Source organism: Exiguobacterium sp. s189 (assembly GCF_018617615.1).
GTDB classification, from domain to species: domain Bacteria; phylum Bacillota; class Bacilli; order Exiguobacteriales; family Exiguobacteriaceae; genus Exiguobacterium; species Exiguobacterium aestuarii_A.
In genome coordinates, this window is record NZ_JACSKM010000018.1 from 1 (window position 1) to 22,855 (window position 22,855).

The 22,855-nt window shown below is 37.7% G+C and carries 23 protein-coding genes; 11 read left to right on the top strand and 12 right to left on the bottom strand.

Annotation, left to right across the window (positions count from 1 at the left end; translation table 11 throughout):
- Positions 1-388 precede the first annotated feature (388 nt).
- On the top strand, positions 389-580 hold the full coding sequence (locus KNO99_RS15525; RefSeq protein ID WP_371743101.1) for a helix-turn-helix domain-containing protein: 192 nt from the start codon (positions 389-391) through the stop codon (positions 578-580).
- 80 nt (positions 581-660) lie between these two features.
- Here the strand turns inward: KNO99_RS15525 and KNO99_RS14760 are convergent, their stop codons facing one another.
- On the bottom strand, positions 661-1,569 hold the full coding sequence (locus KNO99_RS14760) for a S8 family peptidase (protein WP_214749957.1): 909 nt from the start codon (positions 1,567-1,569) through the stop codon (positions 661-663).
- A gap of 118 nt (positions 1,570-1,687) precedes the next feature.
- Here KNO99_RS14760 and KNO99_RS14765 point away from each other — a divergent pair, with 118 nt between their 5' ends.
- The gene (locus KNO99_RS14765; protein WP_251131085.1) at positions 1,688-1,897 is read left to right on the top strand and encodes a helix-turn-helix transcriptional regulator; all 210 of its coding nucleotides are present in this window, start codon (positions 1,688-1,690) and stop codon (positions 1,895-1,897) included.
- Positions 1,887-2,264: a hypothetical protein gene (locus KNO99_RS14770; RefSeq protein WP_214749961.1), complete on the top strand. Its 378-nt coding sequence runs from the start codon at positions 1,887-1,889 to the stop codon at positions 2,262-2,264. Before KNO99_RS14765 ends, KNO99_RS14770 begins: the two co-directional genes overlap by 11 nt.
- Positions 2,265-2,300: 36 nt before the next feature.
- Here the strand turns inward: KNO99_RS14770 and KNO99_RS14775 are convergent, their stop codons facing one another.
- Positions 2,301-2,996 (bottom strand): hypothetical protein, encoded by a 696-nt coding sequence (locus tag KNO99_RS14775; RefSeq protein WP_214749963.1) that lies wholly within the window; start codon positions 2,994-2,996, stop codon positions 2,301-2,303.
- Between the two features lie 190 nt (positions 2,997-3,186).
- On the bottom strand, positions 3,187-5,001 hold the full coding sequence (locus KNO99_RS14780) for a hypothetical protein (protein ID WP_214749965.1): 1,815 nt from the start codon (positions 4,999-5,001) through the stop codon (positions 3,187-3,189).
- Positions 5,002-5,159: 158 nt separating this feature from the next.
- Between KNO99_RS14780 and KNO99_RS14785 the strand changes: the two genes are divergently transcribed.
- The 5 genes from KNO99_RS14785 to KNO99_RS14805 all read left to right on the top strand — a co-directional run bounded on the left by KNO99_RS14785 (position 5,160) and on the right by KNO99_RS14805 (position 9,938).
- On the top strand, positions 5,160-6,008 hold the full coding sequence (locus KNO99_RS14785; protein WP_214749967.1) for a ParA family protein: 849 nt from the start codon (positions 5,160-5,162) through the stop codon (positions 6,006-6,008).
- Positions 6,009-6,013: 5 nt separating this feature from the next.
- Complete coding sequence (locus tag KNO99_RS14790; protein WP_214749969.1) at positions 6,014-6,379, top strand: DUF5388 domain-containing protein; 366 nt, start codon at positions 6,014-6,016, stop codon at positions 6,377-6,379.
- Positions 6,380-7,249: 870 nt separating this feature from the next.
- On the top strand, positions 7,250-8,575 hold the full coding sequence (locus KNO99_RS14795) for a primase C-terminal domain-containing protein (protein ID WP_214749971.1): 1,326 nt from the start codon (positions 7,250-7,252) through the stop codon (positions 8,573-8,575).
- Positions 8,576-8,590: 15 nt separating this feature from the next.
- Positions 8,591-9,442, top strand: a complete 852-nt coding sequence (locus KNO99_RS14800) for an abortive infection family protein (RefSeq protein WP_214749973.1) — start codon at positions 8,591-8,593, stop codon at positions 9,440-9,442.
- A gap of 64 nt (positions 9,443-9,506) precedes the next feature.
- On the top strand, positions 9,507-9,938 hold the full coding sequence (locus KNO99_RS14805; protein WP_214749975.1) for a hypothetical protein: 432 nt from the start codon (positions 9,507-9,509) through the stop codon (positions 9,936-9,938).
- A gap of 443 nt (positions 9,939-10,381) precedes the next feature.
- On the opposite strand, the gene KNO99_RS14810 is transcribed toward KNO99_RS14805, so the two are convergent.
- The 4 genes from KNO99_RS14810 to KNO99_RS14825 form a co-directional block, all read right to left on the bottom strand.
- Positions 10,382-10,939 carry a recombinase family protein gene (locus tag KNO99_RS14810; protein ID WP_214749977.1) on the bottom strand — a complete coding sequence of 186 codons (558 nt, stop codon included), beginning with the start codon at positions 10,937-10,939 and terminating at the stop codon, positions 10,382-10,384.
- A gap of 276 nt (positions 10,940-11,215) precedes the next feature.
- Complete coding sequence (locus tag KNO99_RS14815) at positions 11,216-13,711, bottom strand: DEAD/DEAH box helicase (RefSeq protein ID WP_214749979.1); 2,496 nt, start codon at positions 13,709-13,711, stop codon at positions 11,216-11,218.
- A 4-nt stretch (positions 13,712-13,715) separates the two neighbouring features.
- Positions 13,716-15,368 carry a site-specific DNA-methyltransferase gene (locus KNO99_RS14820; RefSeq protein ID WP_214749981.1) on the bottom strand — a complete coding sequence of 551 codons (1,653 nt, stop codon included), beginning with the start codon at positions 15,366-15,368 and terminating at the stop codon, positions 13,716-13,718.
- A gap of 248 nt (positions 15,369-15,616) precedes the next feature.
- Entirely contained in the window at positions 15,617-15,961 is a 345-nt protein-coding gene (locus tag KNO99_RS14825; RefSeq protein ID WP_251131084.1) for a YolD-like family protein, read from the bottom strand.
- A gap of 367 nt (positions 15,962-16,328) precedes the next feature.
- Between KNO99_RS14825 and KNO99_RS14830 the strand changes: the two genes are divergently transcribed.
- The 3 genes from KNO99_RS14830 to KNO99_RS14840 all read left to right on the top strand — a co-directional run bounded on the left by KNO99_RS14830 (position 16,329) and on the right by KNO99_RS14840 (position 17,889).
- Positions 16,329-16,784, top strand: coding sequence for a JAB domain-containing protein (locus KNO99_RS14830; RefSeq protein ID WP_214749983.1), 456 nt, complete (start codon positions 16,329-16,331; stop codon positions 16,782-16,784).
- 371 nt (positions 16,785-17,155) lie between these two features.
- A complete protein-coding gene (locus KNO99_RS14835) occupies positions 17,156-17,362 on the top strand; it encodes a hypothetical protein (protein WP_214749985.1) in 207 nt (68 codons plus the stop codon).
- A gap of 143 nt (positions 17,363-17,505) precedes the next feature.
- Positions 17,506-17,889: a hypothetical protein gene (locus tag KNO99_RS14840; RefSeq protein WP_214749987.1), complete on the top strand. Its 384-nt coding sequence runs from the start codon at positions 17,506-17,508 to the stop codon at positions 17,887-17,889.
- 478 nt (positions 17,890-18,367) lie between these two features.
- Here the strand turns inward: KNO99_RS14840 and KNO99_RS14845 are convergent, their stop codons facing one another.
- The 5 genes from KNO99_RS14845 to KNO99_RS14865 form a co-directional block, all read right to left on the bottom strand.
- Positions 18,368-19,099: a DUF4435 domain-containing protein gene (locus KNO99_RS14845; RefSeq protein ID WP_214749989.1), complete on the bottom strand. Its 732-nt coding sequence runs from the start codon at positions 19,097-19,099 to the stop codon at positions 18,368-18,370.
- Positions 19,096-20,316: an AAA family ATPase gene (locus KNO99_RS14850; protein ID WP_214749991.1), complete on the bottom strand. Its 1,221-nt coding sequence runs from the start codon at positions 20,314-20,316 to the stop codon at positions 19,096-19,098. The genes KNO99_RS14845 and KNO99_RS14850 overlap by 4 nt, the downstream gene beginning before the upstream one ends.
- A gap of 346 nt (positions 20,317-20,662) precedes the next feature.
- A complete protein-coding gene (locus tag KNO99_RS14855; protein WP_214749993.1) occupies positions 20,663-22,099 on the bottom strand; it encodes an ArdC-like ssDNA-binding domain-containing protein in 1,437 nt (478 codons plus the stop codon).
- A 4-nt stretch (positions 22,100-22,103) separates the two neighbouring features.
- The gene (locus KNO99_RS14860) at positions 22,104-22,391 is read right to left on the bottom strand and encodes a hypothetical protein (protein WP_214749995.1); all 288 of its coding nucleotides are present in this window, start codon (positions 22,389-22,391) and stop codon (positions 22,104-22,106) included.
- 5 nt (positions 22,392-22,396) lie between these two features.
- Positions 22,397-22,837, bottom strand: coding sequence for a hypothetical protein (locus KNO99_RS14865; RefSeq protein WP_214749997.1), 441 nt, complete (start codon positions 22,835-22,837; stop codon positions 22,397-22,399).
- Between the last annotated feature and the right edge of the window lie 18 nt (positions 22,838-22,855).

A 22,855-nucleotide genomic window follows, 5' to 3' on the forward strand; every position in this document is an offset into this window, starting at 1 on the left:
CCACTCCCCGAATCGATACATAAGCCTTCCCCTTTCTGTAAACCAGAGCGGCGACCAAACAGATGTTTCCTTTTGTTGGTTCCAATATAACAGAGTTTAGTCTAAAAAACATCAGTTTTCTGATATGTCAGAAATTTTACAATTGACGTTTCTTGTCGAATCCGCCTTATGAAAGGGATGAAGACCAACAGTAACTCAATATTTTTTGTTTTGTAGCACAACTGTAAAAAAATAACGATTTAAGTATAGAAAATAATGATAAATATTTTGATTTCAAGAGATTGTGGTAGGGTAGAGGAATAGAAGGTTTGATAAAGAATAAGGAGATAAGGGAGTACTTAGATCGTGGGGTGAGCAAGTGGAGTTGAACGAGGCAATCATCGAGCGGATGAAGGAGCTCGCAGCGGAACGGAACATGACTATCCACCAAGTCATTCAAAAGGGTGGATTGAATCAGGCGACGATTTCAGAACTAATGAGCGGTAGGACAAAACATCCGAAGATAAGTACAATTCAGAAGTTTTGTGCTGGTCTAAATATCAATCTAAATGATTTCTTTAATGATCAAAGATTTACTTGAGTTTATCCATAAACCAAAAGAGTCAAAGATACTCGGATGTGAGGCTATCTTTGACTCTTTTCATATGCCTATTTCAATAGTTAATCCACTGCTCTTAATGTTTTTTCTGCATTTAAAATTATACCTGATTTATTATTTATTTCTATTTGACTGCCATTGCGCTTCATTAACTCTAGAATTTCTTTAGAATCTAGATCTGTTTTTTTTGATTTGAGTACAGAAATAAAAGCTGTGACCAGAGGTGCTGTTGCAGAACTTCCAGTGAAATAAGTTAGACCATTGTCTGAGGACTCAGTAGTCAGTAAATCAGAACCAGATGCAAAAATATCGATGTTATCGATATTAGGTGTATCAACTACACGTCTATTGTTATCGACTGCTCCGACGCCGATAACACCTTCATAGGAAATAGGATAATAGTCAAGTGATGGATCATTATTTTCAGCGGCTGCTACAACAATTATATTTTTATCTATAGCAGATTTGATTGCATTTTCTAGTTCAATGGTATTTTTAGGTGTAGCTAAGCTTATATTGATGATGTCTACATTTTTTGAAACAGCCGTATTAATGGCTTTAGCTAATTGTTCAGACGTCATACCCATGTCAGTTCCAGCCTGAATAGACAATATAGAGGTATTTGGTATAAGGCCCCCAGGTGTCGTGTGTCCATTTCCTGTACTTACTAAAATACCGCCTACCATGGTTCCATGCATTTGTTGGGAAAGACCTTGGTTACTCTCTAAATATTCTTGATTAATTTTTGCATCTTTTAAAAATTTATTAGTTGTATTTATACCGGTATCAATCACTGCAATTTTTAAATCAATTGATTGTGCATGGGGAAAAATATCTTGTGCATTTATGGTTTTAAGCGTTTCCCCATATAAGCCCTTGTTTTTAAAATTATTATAATACTCTGTACCCATAAAAATAAGTGTTGAGAGTGCTACTACAAGCAATATATAGTTAAAGATTTTTTTTTTCATAAATTGACATTCTCCTTTAGTAAAGTTTCCTTTACGTAAAGTTAGCTTTACGTAAAGGAAACTTTACTGTATAATTCTTATTAGAGCAATGAAGTTGAAACGAAAAGAGGTGAAATTATTGTTAAACAGGTTAGCAGAAGTTAGAGGAAGTTTTGATTGTTCTCAAGAACAATTAGCGTCTGATCTTAAAGTATCGCGTCAAACAATCATTTCTATTGAAAAAGGTCGGTATAACCCCTCACTGCCCCTTGCTTTAAAAATTGCCAAAAAATTCAATTTACATGTAGAAGATATTTTCATTATCGAGGAGGACAACGATGATTTATAGAAAAGTATATTTAGGATTAGGGGTATTCTTCTCCTTATCTACAATCTTGTTATTGTCATTCAGTGTATTTAGTAAGACATCTGATTTAGGTATGGCATTTTTGTCACAACTCTCTCTTGCTTTAATTTCTTTGACTATGTGGCACCTATATCCAGAGATGAAAGAAAATGATGAAAGAATTAAAAATATTAAACGAAAAATGCTTTCTATTTTAAGTGTGACACTAACTGTTCTTATTTTAATTCTTTTCATATGGATGACTTTTTTTGAATTACCTTTTAAAGCTTCCGATGTTTTAAATATAGTTCTCTTTTTAATTGTTTTAGTGGCAACTTCCACTTTAGTTCTTTTATCAAAAAGATATTAAAAAAGCTTTCTATTTTTTATAGAAAGCTTTTTTTTATTATGATTGTGCTTTTGCGATGCAGTATCCCCAGTTGAATCCTGAGATCGCTGCTGCTCCTGAAAGACATGCGATACATCCAGCGCCTGCAGTGATTACACAAGCTCCTCCACAAATAACACCGATAGTAGATGCAGTAGCCCAGCTAATTCCTAAGTCATTAGTCATACATTTTTTGAATTTTGACCATGACCATTGTGGCTGTACATCTGGCTTCACTAAAGTTTGATCAATAGTTTTGTTACCTTCAGACCATACCTGAAGCGATGCATTTTCTTCATCAATATGTTTGAGGTTAATTTCATATACTGAGATGATTTTTAAATCTGAGTCTAAAACGAATGAAACACTGCTAATTGCTTCGAAATTTGAGCTTTCGCTTACAACATACTGGACAAAAAAGTTTCCATTATCCAAAGACAATGCTTTGACATTTTCTGAATCTAAATCTTTAGTTTTTAGACCGCGTAATTCTTTATTCAATTGTTTTTTAGTTGCTTTTACTAAATTACTTTCTAAATCTGAGGATACAGAACTAGTTGTGTCTTCAAAGTTAGAAATTGCCTCTTCAATACCTGGAGTGACTAAAGTGTTATCCTGTGCAGAAACTGAAGAAGAGAACCCGGAGAAAACAAGTGTAAGGGCCATAGTCATGAGGAAAATGAGTTTGACCGTTTTATCGAAATTGAGTGTCATCTTAGAAATACGTCCTTTTTTATTCTTAACGTTAAGACTGTGATATTTGTACTAGCTAGGTACATTTGTATACTAACAAAGGGATTATCATTAAAAAATGGTTATATAATACCAATTTTCAATAATAATCCCTATGATGTGATGAAAATTAAATAAATAACATAAAAATATATTATGATGTAAATTAAAGTTATTTAATATCTCTTATTTTATAGCGATTTATAGCCTTTCTATACATTTCATGTGTTTTTCCGTCAATACAGTTTGTTTCGTATAAAAAATTCACTTCTTGAACGAGTAAGTCTATGGTTTCAAATTCTTTTTTAAAGATATTTCTCTTGATTCCTGAATTCGTTTGTTCTAAACAAATGTAATTGCCATCTCTTTTTTTTAGCAACACCGTTGTGTAAGAAGATTGAGAGTTAATGTAGGATGTCAAGCAAATAGTTAACAATACAACACTACTTATTACTTGAGTTAAGTGTATAGGGCGAATAAGTGCTATATGTGAACTTATAACGTCTTGTAAATTTTCGAATGAAACATTAAATAACGAAACTGAAAGTGAATACATAAAAAGGTTTACAAGATTCAATATTTCTCCAACTATAAATGGAATAAACGAAGTATTTTCAATCTCTATTTTGGTTCCGATTAAGCATAGAGTGGTCAAATAGGAGAAAAATATTATTTCAATTAAGCTGTTTAAAGCTAAATTTGCTCTGTTTCGTTTAGTTAAGTTTGATTTTTTATCAATTTCTTTATCATGAAGGTCTGTATAAAAGGAATAACATATTTCCACAGATCGCATTAAAAGTCGTATAAAAATTAATACGAACATAAGGTCCAAGAAATTTTGAAAAATTGATAAAGGCAAGACTTCCCAAACAATTACAAGTGATTTTGTTATTAAATAAGCAATCAGAAAAACTATGAGTGTCCAAACAGCTATATACAAATTATCTTTATTTCTATTAGATATGTAATTTGCTCGAGCATCTTTCATCTGCTCTACTGGGAGAACACAGTTTGATATTAACTTATTAAACTCAGAAATATCTTGTTTTTTCGAAATGTATTCTAAAAATGTGAGGAGATTTTTACTTTCGGTCAGTGACCCAGAATTTTTAAGAAGATAATAGTTTATGTCACTTTCAGATCGATACATATACAATTCTTTAGGATTAAATAGATAATTCATAATTACTTTATTTTCTTCTTGTTCTTTTCGAATATAAGCTATTGTATACTCTCGAGTGGCGATGTTTTTAATGTTGTAAATGATATAAGTAAAGAAAAGTATAATCGGATTTATCATAACGAAAATAATGAGAACTAATTGAAATGAATATAATGAAAGCTCAATCATTATTGAAGAACCGGATCCAGTAAAGAAATTTTTTAGTACATCGAAAAATTGAATGTAGATAATTAAGATTGTAATGATAAATGAAGAAACTTTTTCTCGAAATCTAATTGCTGTGAAAAACAATGTATTAGTTTTAATGTAAAGAACTGTTATTAATATTAGATTTCTTAACCAAAATAAACTTAAAAAATAGTATGGGATATTTATAAAATCATTAGACGATTCAGCATTCAAAGACACAATATAGAAACCGAAATATAAATTAAATGCATAAAATAACGAAAGTCGAAAAGATGAAGATTGATTTTGAATTTTAAAGTCTTTGTAGCCAAGATTTTTTTTGAAAAACCAATGATTATTGTTTAGTTTAAAAGACTTCATTCTCTTTATTACAATCAGATCAGTTTTATTGTTTACAAAGTCGTCTATATTTTCATAAATAACAGACTGATTTATAGATAAAAAAGTTAATACAAAGAAAACCAACATTCCTAAATCTATCAACGAGTTTGAGGAAAATTCCAACTGAAATAATTTTCTGATTTCTCGATGTTCATAGCCGCTAATCACAATTATGACAATTAGCCAATAAATCAATTGTTGAAAAATCACCTTTTTGTATTTATGCATATCCAATTACAAAACCTACCTTAAAGTAAATTATTTATCTTTAAATAGTATAATTCAAGAAAAAGTATACAGGTAGGAAAAGATGAAAACACACTTGTATACATGTATACAAGTGTGGATAATTTTGATACATTGAAGTTATAAATAAAAAAGGAGGCACTAAAATGACCAATCAGCTTGATCTCTCAAAGCAAGAAGCGATTGTTGTGACGTTCGGAAACTTCAAAGGCGGCACGGGAAAGACAACGAATAGTACTATGCTCGCTTACGCATTGGCCAAAAAAGGCTATCGTGTGTTGCTCTGTGACCAAGATCCGCAGGCGAATGCGACTACCTTGTTCTTGAAGACGAAGGCTGCACGAGAAGATGATTACATAACCTTCGAGAAAACGTTGATGGCAGCAATGCAAGAAGGCGATTTAAGTAGCATCGTAACAGAAGTCACGAACAATCTGTTCCTACTACCCTCTTTCAGTGATTTCGCGCAGTACCCGAAGTTTCTTGAGAAGAAGTTTGAGAAAGAAGTGGACCGTGTGACGTATCTTTCTACTCTTCTCGAACCGTTAAAGAGTGAGTTCGATTTCATTTTTGTGGACGTTCCTCCCACTATTTCCATCTATACTGACTCCGCTCTTTATGCCTCTGATTTCGTTGTCGTCGTACTTCAGACACAGGAACGAAGCTTGCAGGGCGCCGAGGTATTCACACAGTACCTGCAGACATTGCTGGATGATTATCATGCTGATTTTGACATTCTTGGAATCCTACCGGTTCTTCTTAAAAATGGTGCAGCAGTCGACATGGCAACGCTTGAAAATGCCAAGAATGTATTCGGATCGCATAATCTTTTTGAAGGCGTGATCAAGAACATGGAGCGTTTGAAGCGCTATGACATTACTGGAATCGTCGAGGAAGATATGCACGACAAACGTGTCATGGAGACATACGCGAAAGTCGCAGAGGAGTTCTTACAGCGCCTTGAAGCAGAAATGAATTACGTGGAACAGGGGTGAATAACATGTCAGATTTGATTCAAAAACCAGTGAAAAAGCGATTGCTGGACCGTAAGGGTGCAGCGTCGCCGCAACAAACATATAAAGCTGAAGTGTCTGAAGACAAAACAGTGGAATCGAAAGCTACTGCTCAGAAAGAAACTTCAAACAAACGATCAGCTAAGAACTCCGTCAATATGGGTTCAAGCACTGTTCGCGTATCTAACCTCACAAAAAACAAATTGTCAGCGTTAGTGACGATGGGCAAAGCAGATTCAGCAGATGCGATCATTTCAACGATGATCGACGAGTATCTTGAATTACTCTCTTCAAATGAAAGGAAAGAATACGAGATGATACGAGATGTTTTGATGATGAAGCAAAAGAAATAAAAAGGCAGTCCACGACGAACTGAACCTTTATATATTAATGAACGAGCGTGCTCTACTGGAGCACGCTCGTTTTTTGTGTGACTACAATTCATCTAAATGTCATTAAGGTATATTAGTTTGCTGGATGTTCAGCCGCATTGATCTCATATAAGTAAAATTTTTAAAAATGGTAGATTTGTATACATGTATACAAATCTACATGTATACAAATATACATGTATACAAATATACATGTATTCAAATCTACATGTATACAAATCTACAAATCTACATGTATACATCAAAAATGGAATTACCTGAAATAGGGCTTTAAACCAGCGTTTTCAGCGAATTATTAATTCTGAATTTGTATACATATATACAAATCTACATGTATACAAATCTACATGTATTCAAATCTACATGTATACAAATCTACATGTATACAAATCTACAAATCTACATGTATACATTGATTTTTATGAGCGTAAACTCGAAAAAAAGCTGTTGTTAAGCGGTTTTTTTTATGAAAACATAGGATTATGAAGTTCTTTCCAGTAGGGAAAAACGGCATAAAAAAATCTGATAACCTGGCCGTTATCAGATCCAAATCATCTGACCTGGAAGTCAGATTGTTTATTTCACAACGCCTTACCCTAAACCAGCCATCATGAATCGGTTTGTAGAAACCAAGATTTCTAAAAACATAATACGATGAACTGATCCTTTTTCATGCGTTGCTCAAAAGAAAAACGTGACGAACAAAGGCGTCTTTCTTATGCAATCATTTTAGCATTGTTCTTTCTTCTCGACAATGTTCATCGTATTTCAGATAAATGGATACGCAACAATTTACGATGAGCCATAGAAAAGAAGAGAGGAGAATATAGCATGGAAGTATTGAGAAATCTTTATCGAGACCAATTAACGGAAGCTCCGAAACGGGCCTCTCAAATCGAAAGAACCGGATACAGTAAAGAGCTAGGATGGATCTTTGTCTGCCAGGAGTTCACAAAACCACGTGCCATCCGTACATACCGCTCACTCTTCGGGGCAAAGGAAAAGTATACATATTTCACGCCGAACACTTTTTACCGCAATGACCAACGTCATGCGGGTTCTTTGCGTTGGTTAAACGCCATGGTAATCGATATCGATGTCAAGACGCCGCAGAATGCAGGGATGATTTTCCCAGACGTCATGGACCGGGTGACGAGTGCTGGCCTGCCGACGCCGTCTCTCGTCGTCAAGACGCCATCAGGTGGTTTTCATGTGTATTGGTACTTGAAGGAACCAAGACGCGCATTCCCAAAAGTGGTGGATCATTATAAACGCGTCCAACGAATGATTGCTGAGGAGATGAACGCGGATCTTCAAGCTATAGGCGCTGAACGTTGGTTTCGATTACCGACAGAAGAGAACACAGTTTTTCGTTCGGGAGAACGTGTTTCTTTTGACGACCTTTGCGACTGGCTGACCGAGCAGCAAGAGAATCAGTCCAAGAAAAGTAATGTGACTTTAGGATCGACAGATTTATTGTCCCACCCAGCAATTCTAAAGTTATTAGAAGGCGTGGAAGAAGGACAACGTGATAATACTTGCTATACACTTGCCCTCGCATACAAGGCTGCGGGATATGAAGAAGATCAAACCTTATCGTCACTTTATTGTTGGAATGAAAAGAATAACCCCTCACTTCGCCAAATTGAGATTAAACGTAAAGTGAAAAGTGCCTTCAAGCCTGGTTCTCCACTCGGCCCTTCATCGTATTGGATTGAGACATTGTCTGGGATCGAGTTCAAGTATCAAGTCTGGGAAGGCGCAAAACCGCGTGAAGAACGTACATATAGTCATCTAGATGAATGGAAAGAAGACATCCTTGCAGTTTTACGCAAAAACGGAGGGTGTATTTGTGGTGCGCAACGGACGCTTGTTTCTTTAATCACATCATCAGTAGACCCTTCCAAGTGCTTGTCATACGCAACATTCAAACGCCTTGTTACCGTTATGGTAGAAGAAGGACTAATAACAAAGGAAGTAGAAGGAAGAGGAAGATGTGCCAAGACAACGATAATGTTGGTTAAGAAAGACAATGTAATTCTTTTCCCTGTTGCAATCGAATTTAATGGGCTCAACTCCAATACATTTATAGATACGGTGGTGGGCGGGTCCCTTTATTATTCTTACGGTATGAGAAATAGTTCAGATACTACATAGATTGGGTGTGTATTTATGCTCTTTATTCCGCTGTCTTCCCCGGTAATTGTTTCGTTCGCTAGGCTGTTTGAACAGACATCTTCTGTTTACCGTAAACCTAGTCACAATGATATTTCACGCGTGTTACTAGATCTTGGGGTATCTGATGTAGATCCTCGGACCTCTGATTCAGGTATGGGGAAGGTAAAACGTATTGAGTATCTTCTTTATAGTCTGTCTTCTTCTGAAGATACTCTTGAATCTGCCCAAAATTTATTTTTTAAATTAATGGCTATGCTTCATGCTCATGGCGGCTTTAGAAAAGATTCAGAAAATTATGTGGGATTTGAAGCATTTGAGAACTTTCGTAACGTCTTAAAAACTGAAGGTGTATTTATGGATGAGGATGGATCCATCCTCCCGATTGTTTTAGAAAATATAAGTGAAAGCGAGTACGAAGAGGCATTGAGCAAATATATCGTTAGGGCCAAAAGAGGTTCGATGGATGCTGCTCTGCTGGTTGGGACGGGAAAAGATTTGTTGGAAGCTGTATCGTATTATGTGGTGCATAAGAAAATGGGTGTGTATGAGCAAAAGAATTTCCCAACTTTATTAGGATTAGCTTTCACTTGTCTGGGTATCTCAACTTTTGCTTCTAAGACTAATCCTTCACATGTAGAAAAAATGGAATTAGCTTTATATGAGTTAGGTTGCTCTATAAATACTTTAAGGAACAAACAGGGAACTGGACATGGTAGACCATTCCTTCCTTTAATCAATGATCATGAGGCAAAAGTTGCAATAGAGTCTATGGGGATGATTTCTGAATATATGATGAGTAAGTTGAGAGAAGAAACTCCTAAAGAAACTAAGAACGTTAGAACATAAGAATAAATGAACAAAAAATTCTTCTTTTCATGTTATACTTTTCAGGAATAAGGGGGATTTCGTAATGGATAGAGAGTTTATCAAAAATTATATGGATGGAAACCTTAGTGGTGAAGCGGCTGCGCCTTTTATAAAGGACTGGGCGATGAAGATTTTAAAAGAAAACAAAGATCAGCCTGTACCTCTAAAATTTATTAAAGAAGAAATAATGATTAAATCAGGGATTGAGTTCTCTCCTGGTAGTTATAGTGGTGCTATGCGTGATTTAATAGAAGAGAACAGAGGTAGGATTGTAAATCAAAGTCGTGGTCAATACATGTATGTAAGTGATGCAAAAAGGCATGCTATCAATAGTGTTTTAGAGGGTACTATCAGTAAATTGAATGATTTGGCATATGATAATATCTTGACCTTAACGCATGAAGATTTAGATGCAATCGGACAAATCCCGAGACTAATAGATCACATAAAAGCACTTAAGATCCCAAAAGACTGAATCGTTTGTGCGTTTGTGTTGACTGTTCTGAAAGCGCATGCTATAATGTTAATATAGAAAAAGAGCCGTTGCAGCGGCCCTTTCCTTCTATCGATTCAGAGTGCTTCTCACAACAAGGTCACACAACAGAATCTTCGCTTATATTTTTGACATCTTCTACATTAACAGATTCTTTAAGGTGAATCAATCATTCTTTGCACTTAGAGTCAATGTGCATTAAACGGAATTGAATAGATTGGAAAGTCGATTTTTGATTTTCTTGTATGCGAGGAGTTCTCTAGACTTAATGTAGAGGTACGAATTATGACAGTGAGAACTCACACTAGAAGACCGCATTTAGTTCGCGGTCATTTCCGACGCGGCGTATGGATTCAAAGCCACATGCGCTCTGGCTCAATTGTTTCTGAACACCAACGTTAATGATTTTAGGTCGAGTCGGATCATCATTCAAGATGATCCGACTCTTTTTTATATTTATAAAAGGTGGATCTTGAGATATTTAAAGTCCTTGTAATATCATCTACTGTCATCTTGGCTTCATACATCATCATAGCTCTGGCCATGATTTGTTCATCAATTGGTTTTCTTCCACCCATTCTTCCTCTGGCTCGTGCAGCCTGAAGTCCAGCGTTTGTACGTTCGCGAATCAATTCACGCTCCATCTCTGCCAATCCAGCCATCATGGTGAAGAATAGTCGGCCGGCAGCTGTAGAAGTATCGACACCTAACGTAATGATTTGAAGATTGATGCCGCGATCTTTCAAATCATCAATCAATTCAAGAAGCTTCTTTGTGGTTCTCCCCAACCGATCTAGCTTCCAGACGACCAGGGTATCACCTTCTCGTAAATAATCTAAGCACTTCTCAAATTCCGGTCTCTTTTTGACACTGGAAGCCTTCTCTTGAAAGATTTTAGTACAACCAGATTTCTTAAGTTCATCTAGCTGCGAGTCCAAGTTCTGATCAAAGGTTGATACTCGTGCATATCCAATTTTCGTCATGAAGGACCTCCGTTCGTTTGTTTACTCATTAATCATAACAGAAAACGGACGTTGAAAAAAAGATGAGTTAATGGACACTGTAGAAAAATGAAAAGGGCTTTAGATAGCCCTTTTCATTTTTATGTGAATCGATAAACAAACATGTCTTTTTAACGTTCGTTTAGTAGAAAAAATTATTAAGTCATTATGGCTAATCACTATTTATTATACAAAACATAAAAAAACTCTTTTAAGTTCAAGGATATATACGTACCTTGAACTTAAAAAAGGATTTTATTATTTCATTTGTTTGTTTATTTCATTTTCCCATTCATTACTATAAAGCACCTGAAATTCTATTTCTTTTTCATTCTCTAATTCTAGACCTAATTCAGACCAAGTAATTTCACGACCTAATTCATTACATAAAGTAAAAATGTCTTTTTTGTATTGCGTATCTTCATTCTGAAGATGCAAACCTTTGGTCTCTAAAATATGAATCTTTTTAAATTCATTTTCATTCTTTTCAGCATAAACAAAGTCAGGATATATTTTATTTTTTTTCCAACCTTGAACATAGTAGCCTACCCTTGCAATATTACGATACCACCATAATAACTTTTCTTGTTTGTCTAGATAAACAGCTACTGTTTTTTCCAAACCATTAAATTCATCCTCAGAATCATAGTCAAATAATGAAAGTTGAATTGGTGATCCATTTTCGCGCGTAAGCCTTCGACTTGTTTCTTTGACTTGTATACGAGAAGGTATTTTGTAAGCACTCGTTTCTTCAATAAAAAAGTGAATGACTTTTTCTTTAACTAGATTACGGAATACCTCTTCAGCTAATTTGTCTTTTTCTTTTTCTACGTGCTCTACTAATTTATCAATCAAAAACACTAAATTAGTAGAAATTATAGTGGTTGAATATTTTTCTTTTAAAATTTTAATTGCGGTTTCTACAATTTCAAATGCAATCCAGGGATTAGGTATTAGCGTGAGTAAATGACGAGTCATAAATACTGTATCTAGCACTAAACCAGTATTCTCTTCTTTTAAACTTGTTTGTAAAAGAGTGTTGTTATTATCCAAGTTTAAATTTAACCATTCATCTTTTTTTTCTAGAGATGAGAGAGTTAATTCTGCAATTGGTGAAAAATCTATTTTTGACCAATCTATTCTTGGAACTATATCCATGTCGTACGCTATTTCTCGCCAAGAATTTCTTTCTTGGATTACAAATCTAGGCAGATAAATTTTCCCAGAAAACTCCTTGTATTTATCTCTGATATCCACATTAATTTTACGTGTAGGCTCTCTATCGTGACTTTCGACTATCTTTCCTGCTAAATCGCCCATACCGTCTCTCGTCAGTCCACTTCGTATAGCATCTACTATAGTTCCGGCTGATTGACGATAACAAAAAACATAAGACTCATCTAAATCAGGTATGTTTGTTTTCTTTGCGTAGGGTTGTCGTAAGATTCGACCAACTAATTGTGTCATTGCAGTTAAAGCATTGGTATTTGCTAGAACAGTTAAGACATAAGCAAAGGGACAATCCCAACCTTCTTGTAATGCTTGTTTCGTGATAATGTACCGAATTTCACAATCTGGAGATAATAAATCAATACCCTCGATGTCGTTATGGGTACTTGTTTTTTTTGCAATATGGCTTATAGGCACTCCACATTCTTGAGTAAGGTATTCCAGTACGTCATCAGTGTGAATTAAATTTTCTCCACGTTGATCATTTCCTGTTCTCTCTACTTGTATAAGTACAATTGGACGAATATAAATACCAGTTTGAGCTTGATGTTGTATTGCTAATTCTTCTAAATGATTTCTCATTTCTAAGCTTGCTAACATGGTATTTTTCCAGTTTGTACTTGCCTTATTAATAACGTGCATGTCTAGTTTAATCATTTCTTCTTTATTTAAATCTGTACCTGACACAGAAAATAACACGTTACTTGTCGTTGGTGGGGTTGCTGATAATTCAACCATTACAGTTGGGTTAAATCCTTCCAAAGTACTTCTTGCATTTTTACTATATGCTTTGTGTCCTTCATCTACAATAATAATAGGTTCTAGTAATCTTAGAGTATTTCCTAAGGAAGTTCTTAATTGCAATCCAAAAATGTTATCTTCAGATTGAATTACATCTAGATTAGGCACTTTTTTAAGAAGTTCTTCATGTTTAGATTGTTCACCTTCAGGCGGGAAAAAGTTGTCGTAACCACCATCTTGAAACATTTTTAATGTTTCTTTATTTTGACGATTTGAGCTTTGAAGCATAATTAACATTACTACTAAATTTTCTTGAATATCTTCAGGTGAAAAATGATCATTCTTCGTAAGTATTAGAGTACGACCACCGCTTGATATATCTAGAGTTTGGCGATAGGGATGCTCTCGATTACGAAGTGAATCTAAAGTTTGACTAAATATTTGCTCGCTTGGCACAACCCATAAAACAAATCCGTTTTTTTTGTTTAGATAATGCTGATTTAGTAAGTCGATAGTATGAGTAGCTAGAAGCGTTTTCCCCCCTCCCGTAGGAACTTTTAAACAAAAGTTGGGAAGGTAAGAGTTAACTCCATTTCTTTTCGGAGTGAAAGCATTTTCTGTAACTTCATTCCAAGCTTTTTGAGTGAAGTCAACGTCATATGTCTCGCCTATTTCAGCTAGGCTCTTTTGAATACGATTAAACTTCTGTTTTTCTCTTGATAGAGCGTCCGCATAAGATTTAACTTGTTTAAGAACAGCTTTTTGGTAATCTTTAAGTTCCATAGTTTCAGTCCTTCAGCCGGTAGATTTCAAAAGGTAATTGAGAAAACTCAATATTGTATTTATGAAGGTAAGAGTCATCTAGATATTTCATCGGTGCGAACACAAGTTTTTTCTTACTCGTATAATCTCCTAAACTTTTTGCAACCTCTAAATTTAAAGAAGTCGACTTCAAATAATCCAATTCAGGTTTATAAAAAAAGAATACGTCGTATTCTCGACTAGAACCAATATAATTACGTTCTTCATCAACTTGTCTTATATCAAATTCTTCACCTGTAGCAGTATAAAACACATAACGAGCAAGATTCTCATAACTAGGAAGATCCTTACCAAAAAGTATAGACTCCATTTCTATAGGTTCTCCAAGAGTAAAATATGAAAATGAACCTCCTAGCCCTTCTTGGAGCATAGGATTTTTGGACTTTGGTACACCTTTTATCACTCTTCTTACACGTTCGGCGGTAACTTCGTTAGCATAGTCTTCCATTTCTACAACTATGAATTGACGTGTTCCCCCATCTTCTTTATTTAATTCAAGAACAGCTTGAGCTGTTGTTCCACTTCCTGCAAACGAATCAAGAACTATAGCATCCTGGTCTTCATGCAGTCCTATTAACCATTTGTAAAGTTTTACTGGTTTTGGAGTATCGAAGATTTTACTTCCGAAAATTTCTTTAATGCTTTTCGTACCACTAGCATTAGTCCCCATATCATCTAACCAAGTTTTCCATCCCAATGTTTTTTCTTTGTCTCTGATTTTTTCATATGGAACCCAGCGTTCACTTTCGCCATTATATGTAACACCTGAGTCATACGGACGTAATTCCCATTCTGCGTGATTAGGGTTAGCTAAAATCTTTTTCATTTCTTCATTATCCTTCCCCCATCGCCAATGACCTTCTTCTCCGTCATTTTTAATAGGATAGACAACTGTTCCATTAGGCGCTGTAATTCCAAACCACTGACCTGGTCGGTCAGATCGAAGAGAAGTTCCCCCCCATTTCCGAAGTTCGCGACCTTTTCGATATTTTCCGAATTCATCTTCTGAGTCTAGTTCTCCCACAGACACTTCTTGTCTAGAGATATTAGATCCGTCTCCATTATGATAAATTAAGACATACTCATGACCAGTTCTCAGACCTGTTTTCTCTTTCCCACCGCTCGGTTCTGATAGCCAAGGTGCAGTTGCAATATGATTTTCGCTGCCAAATATTTCATTCATAAGCATAATTGCGTGCTGTACTTCATGATCATCAATACACATTGCGATAAGTCCATCTTTGGCCATCAGCTCTTTTAATAGTTTTAATCGTGGCATCATCATACATAGCCATTTGTCGTGTTTAGACAAATCATCTTTATCAACTACTTGACCTAGCCATTCTTGCATCCTAGGAGAATTTACATTATCGTTGTAGACCCATTTTTCGCTACCTGTATTATAAGGAGGATCGATAACGACACACTTAACCTTCCCAGCGTATGTAGGTAATAAAGCTTTTAAACCTTTAAGGTTATCTCCCTGTATAACTAAATTATCATTAAGGCTCACTTTATCTGTTAAACTGTTGGCGGAGTTAGGAATCAACTCATGAAATTTAACATTTAGGTGATGATTTTGAACAAAAGTTTTTCCTGTAAAAGAAATTCTCGGCATTAGATTATCTCCTTAAAATATAATAGGCATGAAACTGAAATTAGTTTGTCTTAACTATAACATTTAATGAACGTTGCAAAAGGTCGTTATTTCTTAAAAGTGACTGTTGAAATGTATTCAAAAAGTGCAAAAGCGAGGCTGTGCTTTCTTATATGATATGAGTTGAATAAACCGTTAATTTTTACTATTGGAAAGTCGAGGAGCGACACTTCGTTTCGTGACGCAGACTTCGAACAACCGCCAGGGCGTTAGTCCATCGATTGTTCCACATGAATGATTGCCTCGAACGGTACATGGATGATCCCGTCCCGCTGATTGGCCAGTTCGACGGTCCGCTCCATATAGTTCGTCCGATGCACAAAGCCCTTGAACCGTTTCATCTCCCTCTCCTCTACGTATTTCACCTCCACTAGATCCCCGCTGAAAATTGCGTCGTTCAATACGTTCTCATAGACGGATAGGAGCTGTTCATCGACATCGGGCATCTCGATCTTTTGAATCTCCTTATAGTATTTCGTTAGTAGGGCCCTATGTTCGGGCATGAGAAATGGAATCCATTTCAGTTCGCCCCGGTCGCGATACATCGTCATCATGATTTTCCTCCCATAAAAACGAACATTTGTTCTTATTTTATACCCGGTTTATCAAGTTTGAACAGTCTTTTTTTGTAAACAGTCATCCGTGCGTCCTGTTTCCGTACTCTAGCTCGCTGGTCGTCGGTGCAAGGGACGTCAAAAAAATGCCGCGCCCTCCGGCCCGTCTTCCTTCGCTTTTGGCTCAAAGCAAGGCTTTTCGCTCGTTGGCTACGGAAGCCTGGCCCTGCGTTTGCTCTACGCATTTTTTGAGGCTCTCCCTACGGTCGCCCTTGCACCGTCTCCCGACGCTCGCTGCGTTCCCGTCAACAGGACGCACAACGGTGTTCGTTCTGAGGACAGCTTATGCGAAAGGGGACAAACCATCATGGAACTATCGTCAATCATCGAGGTCATCCGTATCAAACAAGAGGTTCGCGAGGAAATGGTCGCCCTCGAGCACGCCGTCATCCAATCACCAGGCAACGCCCGACAAATCGGGGCATCCTTTATCGGGGATGATGACCGTGAAGTGTTCCTCGTCATCATGCTCAACACGAAGAATCGGGTCATCGGCGTCCACCGGGCGCATGTCGGGAGCGTCAATTCGAGTGTCGTCCACCCGCGAGAAATCTTCAAATGTGCGATTCTCAATAATGCCTCGTGCATCATCGCCTGTCATCAACATCCGAGCGGGGACCCGAGCCCGAGCCGGGAGGACATCCTCGTCTCCGAACGATTACATGAGGCGGGCGACCTCATCGGCATCCCGGTGCTCGACCATCTCATCCTCGGAGCGGACGAGTCATATGTCAGCATGAAACAGCGAGGTTACATGGGTTGAACGGAAAGGAGCGGGACCGGGGGACCGGTCCTAATCCGTCCGGTAAGGGCAAGGAGGAAAAACATATGTTTTTCTTTTACGGGATCGGCGACTCACGTTGCTCTCGCCTGGATCCATAGAGCGGGATCCGGGGAAAGGTCCGTTTTCGCATAACGAAAACGATATGGTTCGTGTATGAATATTGGACGTTGTTTTGGGCTGTCTCGTCAGAATATTGTTTGATGAAATGATAGAAGTAAAAAAACAGAGTTTGTTTATTGAAAATGACCATGTTTCCGAAACAAGCCCTAGGGCTTACGTGAAATTAGGTGAGATGTTGTTTGCTTGGATGCGAGATAACATGAGGCTATCAAATGGAGAGGATGATTTAGATGGATAAATTCCAACTAGACCAACAGACGATGGACGAAATGACGGAGGTATTGCTACGCCGCCTACCGGATCGGTTAAACGTTAAGAACGGGGAATTTAAACTTGTGAGTATGGATATCCTATACGATGTGAAAGAAGGGGAGTTGTTGACAAGAAGCACAGTTTTCTTCACCACCAAAACGCTTCGATCATATGGGCGACCGTAAGAATTTTCTGGGTGTATACATGTAGATTTGTATACGCGTATACATTTTTTGAGTAGGAATCGTTTCTTCTAGTGTATGGATGAGGACTGAACTGTCTTTTTACGGGGAATCGTTCTATAGAGAACCGGAAGGGGGGAGACGTGATGGACGAGGGGACGCTTGATGACTATGCGTTCGAAGGATTGGATCCGTTCGTCCGGACCGTGTTCATGGAACTGATGGAGCGTCCCGAGTGGATGCGTGTCGTCGCAAGTGAACATTGCGTCGAGAAGGTCGTCCGGTTCGATGAAGAACGGAACTCGCCTTACTTCCACGTACTCATCTATCTGGATCCAGAAGAGCGTCCCATCAAAATTGTGTATTTATACGGGACATGGGTGGTGGCGGATGGGGACGTCAGCTTCGTCGTCTCAGAGCTATCGAAGGATGTATTCGAATATGAAGTGATGCATGTCCATTGGCTCATCAAGTATCGCTTCGAGGATTGGGGAGTCTCTGAGGACGGGGCATGGGAGAAGGAATGGTGATTTGGGCTCATGCGTGAGCGTCTAACGCCTTGTGGCGAAGTCGCTCATCGCACCGCTGCCCCCCTGACGGCCCGATAACAAGAGCTGCTGGCTCACCGCCGCATCTCTATGTTCCTGGCCCTTTCTAACGGGAGGCACGGAGCGTAAGAACAACGTCAAAAGCAAAAGCGTGGGCGCGTCTAACGCCACGCGAGGAACACCATTCGACCGAATGGTGTCTTTGTTCAGGGATTATTGGATGTTTTACATCAATTTAAAATTGCTTCGTCTTTTATTAAGTAACGTACTTTTATCATTTTTCGAGTTAGATGGGAGAGGTGATGGTCGCAAACACGATTGCGGAAATGATTTTCGGCAAATCCATATTTAAACTTCCTTAAAAATTACTATATATTTGTAGAGTTTTATGTAGCAATTATCAGCATAAGAAAGCTACTATTTTGTAATAGTAGCTTGGGTGTAAAGTAGAATTACTAATTTAATGCTCAAGAGTTTCCAGTTTACCACGGAATTCTTTTACGATTTCAATTTTATCTTCCGACATAAATTTAAATACAATTTCAAATAGAGCTTCTCTCTTTATACTCTTTTCTTCTACAAACCACTCAAATAAATCAAAAAGATTTTTACCTCGAAGTTTGTGATAGTACTCTGTAGATATTTCTTCATAAAGAGAAGAGTTTAATATCTCTGGATGGATAGGCATATGTCGAGATTGTAATTCAAAGGTTTTATTGTCTAATATACTCCTAGGACTATCTTTTATTTGATAGTCCCTTTCCTTTAAGTATTCCTCTACTTGAGTAGTATACCATTTAGATAATTCTCTAATTGCTTTATGGTAATCAGAAATCTTACTCGAGTCGATTAATGATTCAATAGAATTTTTGCAAGAAGTATATATATCATTTTCGATACTATATCCTTTAGTAAATATAATTCCTTTGTATTTCGCGGGTATTTCTGAAAATAGCCATAAATCCGAATCTGCAAAGAATAAAATATCTTGTTTCTCAATTAAGTGTCGTGATTCAAACAGGTTTAATAAGTTATTTCTGCCTCCACAAGGCAAAATATCAACTTCTAAAAAATCAAGTTTATCTTCTAACCATCTATATATTTGAAAATCATCTCTACCCTCAACTAATAAAGTTGGTATTTGAGAATGATTCAAATATGATACCATTTCATCAATTGTCATCTCACTCATAAGCCACGATTATCCTCGTTAGTAATACTCTTTAAAAAATCCTTAATATCAATAGGAACTTCTAAATCTATATTTTTAAAATCGTCACTAATTGATTCTTCTTCGAAATTTTTGATAATTTCTTTGTCACTGTATTTAGAATAGATAAAAGGGGAATGGGTAGCAATTATAAGTTGATTATTTGTGTTTTGTCTACGCAAAATTTTCAGAAGTTTTCGTTGCCAATCAACGTGTAAACTAATTTCCGGCTCATCAATAATCATAGGAACGTGTGTATAGAGAGCATTGTATGCTATGAAACTTAACATCTGTTTTTCACCGGCAGATAAAAAATTTGAATCTATAATTTGTTTTTGTTCTCCTAAATTAATCGTGCTACTTATTTTTACACCCTTCCTTTTAAAAACTTCATTTACAATTTTACTAATCGCATCAATTGGCTTAAATGCATCAGTTCTAATATCTTTATTGTTGTTAAGAATCTGTTTTATAGAGTCAAGTTGTTCACTAAAGTCTTGTATTGTACTATTTTCATTTTTACTGTTGATAACAGACTCAATATCATCTGTTAAGCTTTTGTATGTTTTATTTATTTCTTCTGAAATTTCAGCATATTTATTTGTAATTAATTCATTGATATCTTTTGTAGATACTGAAGTGATATACTTGTGGCCTCTTATAGACAATCGTGAAGAAATTTTTTTCATAGTATCTGAAAGTAAAGTTTCTTCATTTTCCCTTTCAAAAGGATGTTGACGAGGAGGTAATTTAGAAGGGAAACCTTCTATTCTTCTAAATGTAGGGAAATAGAGAGATTTTTCGTTTAATTGTGAGACCACTTGAGAACAATAGTGAATACTCTTAAGCTCTGTTTCCGGTGAAATAGTATCAATTACTATAGAATTATCACTAGTATCAATAATTTTAATGTCATATCCAGTGTGGCCATCATCTTTATCAAGTTGAGCCATTTTCTCAGGTGTAGATTTAATCAAGTCAAATTTGTGAGATTCCGTTTCTAGCTTTATATAGTCAAATTCAATTTCATCAATAGCTTTTAATAAATTACCGCTGTATACATACCATATTAATCTTAACAATGTTGTTTTACCTTGACCGTTTATTCCTGTGATTATATTGATATCTGAATTGAAATGGAGTTTAATTATTCTATTTTCATAACTTGGTAAGCCTTTAATTTCTGCATATTTTATCAATTTAAAACTCTCCCGTTCGATAAACAGTAATTTTTATAAATCATATAATTAAAATATACCAAATTTTTTATTGTAAATTAATCATTTGTTATGTTTTGGTCTTTAATTACTTTTATTTTAAAATATAAATAGCTAGTATCTTATTTTTTACTTGATGAATTTTGGCAAAATCCGTCAAATTGCTTTGCTTTTAATCTTTTCATGGTCACATTAATGGAGAGCGTCAAAGGCGGGAAAAGTGATATCACTCTAGATATTCGTTCGAAGATTTAAATTAACGAAAGGGAGAATTTGAGAATCAGTCTCCCTTTTTCATGGGGTTCATGAATGAATCGTATTCACGAGATCACAACTGGCGTTCAGCAAAGAATCCTTTCTTTTTGAAAAATAAACTCTTTTCCTCATCTAGGAGTATGTTATGCCAACGTTCTTCAAGAGACTTTAGAATTGGCTTTTTTAATCGATTGTTTTTTTCAAGGTCATGTAATGGGTGTACGATTTTATCTGAATCGAAGTGACCGCTAATCAGTGGCTGATTCGGTAAAGCAATTGTATAGGCGACAAGTGCGTCCTTACTAAAATCATGATTATTTGCGATACCGAACTGTTGAAACCCGAATCCTTTACCATGAATATACATGAGCGGCTCATCGACACGATTCACATTCAGGTTCGTCTCGAGGGCCGCTTTTGCGTTTAGATAGGATCCCACTTCTTCAGGAAACACACGCTGTACGGCGTGCACCCGTTCGTAGAGTGTGAGGTCGGTGTCTTTCCATCCCATACGACGATCTAGTTGCTCGATATATTCAAGTGGGGTCTGTTCCTTTTCTTGTTCCAACGTGCGCACCTTTTCTAAGTGTAATTCGATATGATCAAGGAAGGTTGCGGATGTCTGGTGGACCTCCTGCAACAGTAGTTCTTTGTCGAGTAGTTCTTTGTCTTTCGTCCAATCTGCCAGATACGAGAGCGAGAAGTCGTCCGTCGGAAACCCGAGCTGATGCGAGACGACATAGGCGACCATCTCGGCCTGGAACTCCTTCTCGGGTGCCGTGAGCGGTTTATTCCGCTCAAAGTTCCGCTCTTGGTTGTGTAACTCAGAGTGAGCAAGCTCGTGAATCAGGACGATAATGTCCTCAATCGATTTGTTCCGAGGGTTCAAGGCGATCGCATGCAGCTCCGGATAGTAACAACCCTTCGCCGTCCCGATCTCGTCGAGCGGCTCATCTAAAAGTGTCACATTGCGGTCATCCGCGAGCGTCGTCAAGGCGTCACGGATGTCTTGTTGATTTTCAAGCCCGCCGTCCCGGTGATACCGTTTGAAGATGTCCGAGACCTCGATCCCTTTTTCGCGCGCATCGGTCTGCGTGTATTCGAACACGTGACCGATCTTGAAATACATCATCTTGCGTGACGGGATGCGACCTTGTTTCACGCCGTCTTTGATTGGCTTCGGTGCCTTGCTGAGCGGTACCCACTCATCTCTATGCAGGGCGTACGTCACAGGGTTCGGGACGAACACCTTGATGCCACGCTCACCTTTTTGGACCTGTGCGCCTTGCTTTTCCCAGAACGGATAAGAGCCGACTGCGACCGCGCCGGGGAACTGGGACTCGATCAAGATCGCGTTTCGCATCGAGTATTGATGGAACTTTCCGAGGAACTGCAGATGTTCCCGAATCTTCTCCGGACTCTCGAAGTAGCTGTCGATCTGTTTTCCCATTTGTTTCGTCAAGGCCTCGAGCTCTGCCTTCCGTTCTTCGTTCGTCTTCATCTTGGCCATCGTGTCAGACTCCTTCCTTCAACAAGTCGGTGACAAATTCATTACTATCCGCAAATTCGTTCAGTTCATGTTCAAGTTGTGGCGACGTTTCCGAGATATCGAGTAACAGCCGTGTCCGTTCGAAATTGACGGGAAGCAAGACGATCTCGTCTTTTGCAATGGCGGTTAAAAGCTGATGCTCAGATATTGATATCGGGATGTCGTACTGTTTTCCATAGATGAGGACCGTGACGGTTTTCGGTTGAAGCGTCAACAGTTGTCCCATCGTGAAGGGACGGTCAAGTGGTCGCATAGAATTCATCCTCTCTCAAAATTTAGTGTGTCCTTCTTCTGTTTTTGATGCTCGATGCGTTCTTGGACGATGCGTTCCGCTGTCGCGAGGAACGTCGGCTTGAACTGGTCCGTCGTCATGATGTCCTCGATGCCTTCGGTTTGCATGAGCGCCTGCAGGAGCTCTGTCAGGATCTGCCCGTGGCGATCGGAACGGTTCGCGGCGAATCGAATCCGCTCGAGTTCCGTCGATATCTGCTCGTTGATCAACTCCTCGATATGACGGGAGACCTGCGTGCTGATCGAGCGGGTGAGGAACTGCATGTCCCACTTCTCGTCAGCCAGTTGTCTATGCTCGTCTGCGATATGATCGATGACCTGGCCGAGGTGGCCGAAACGCTTGTCGTCGGCGAACTCTTCCAAGTACGTGACCGTCTCCGGCTTCAATCGAAGACGGATCTGCTTCAACTCTTCCATCGTCTTCCC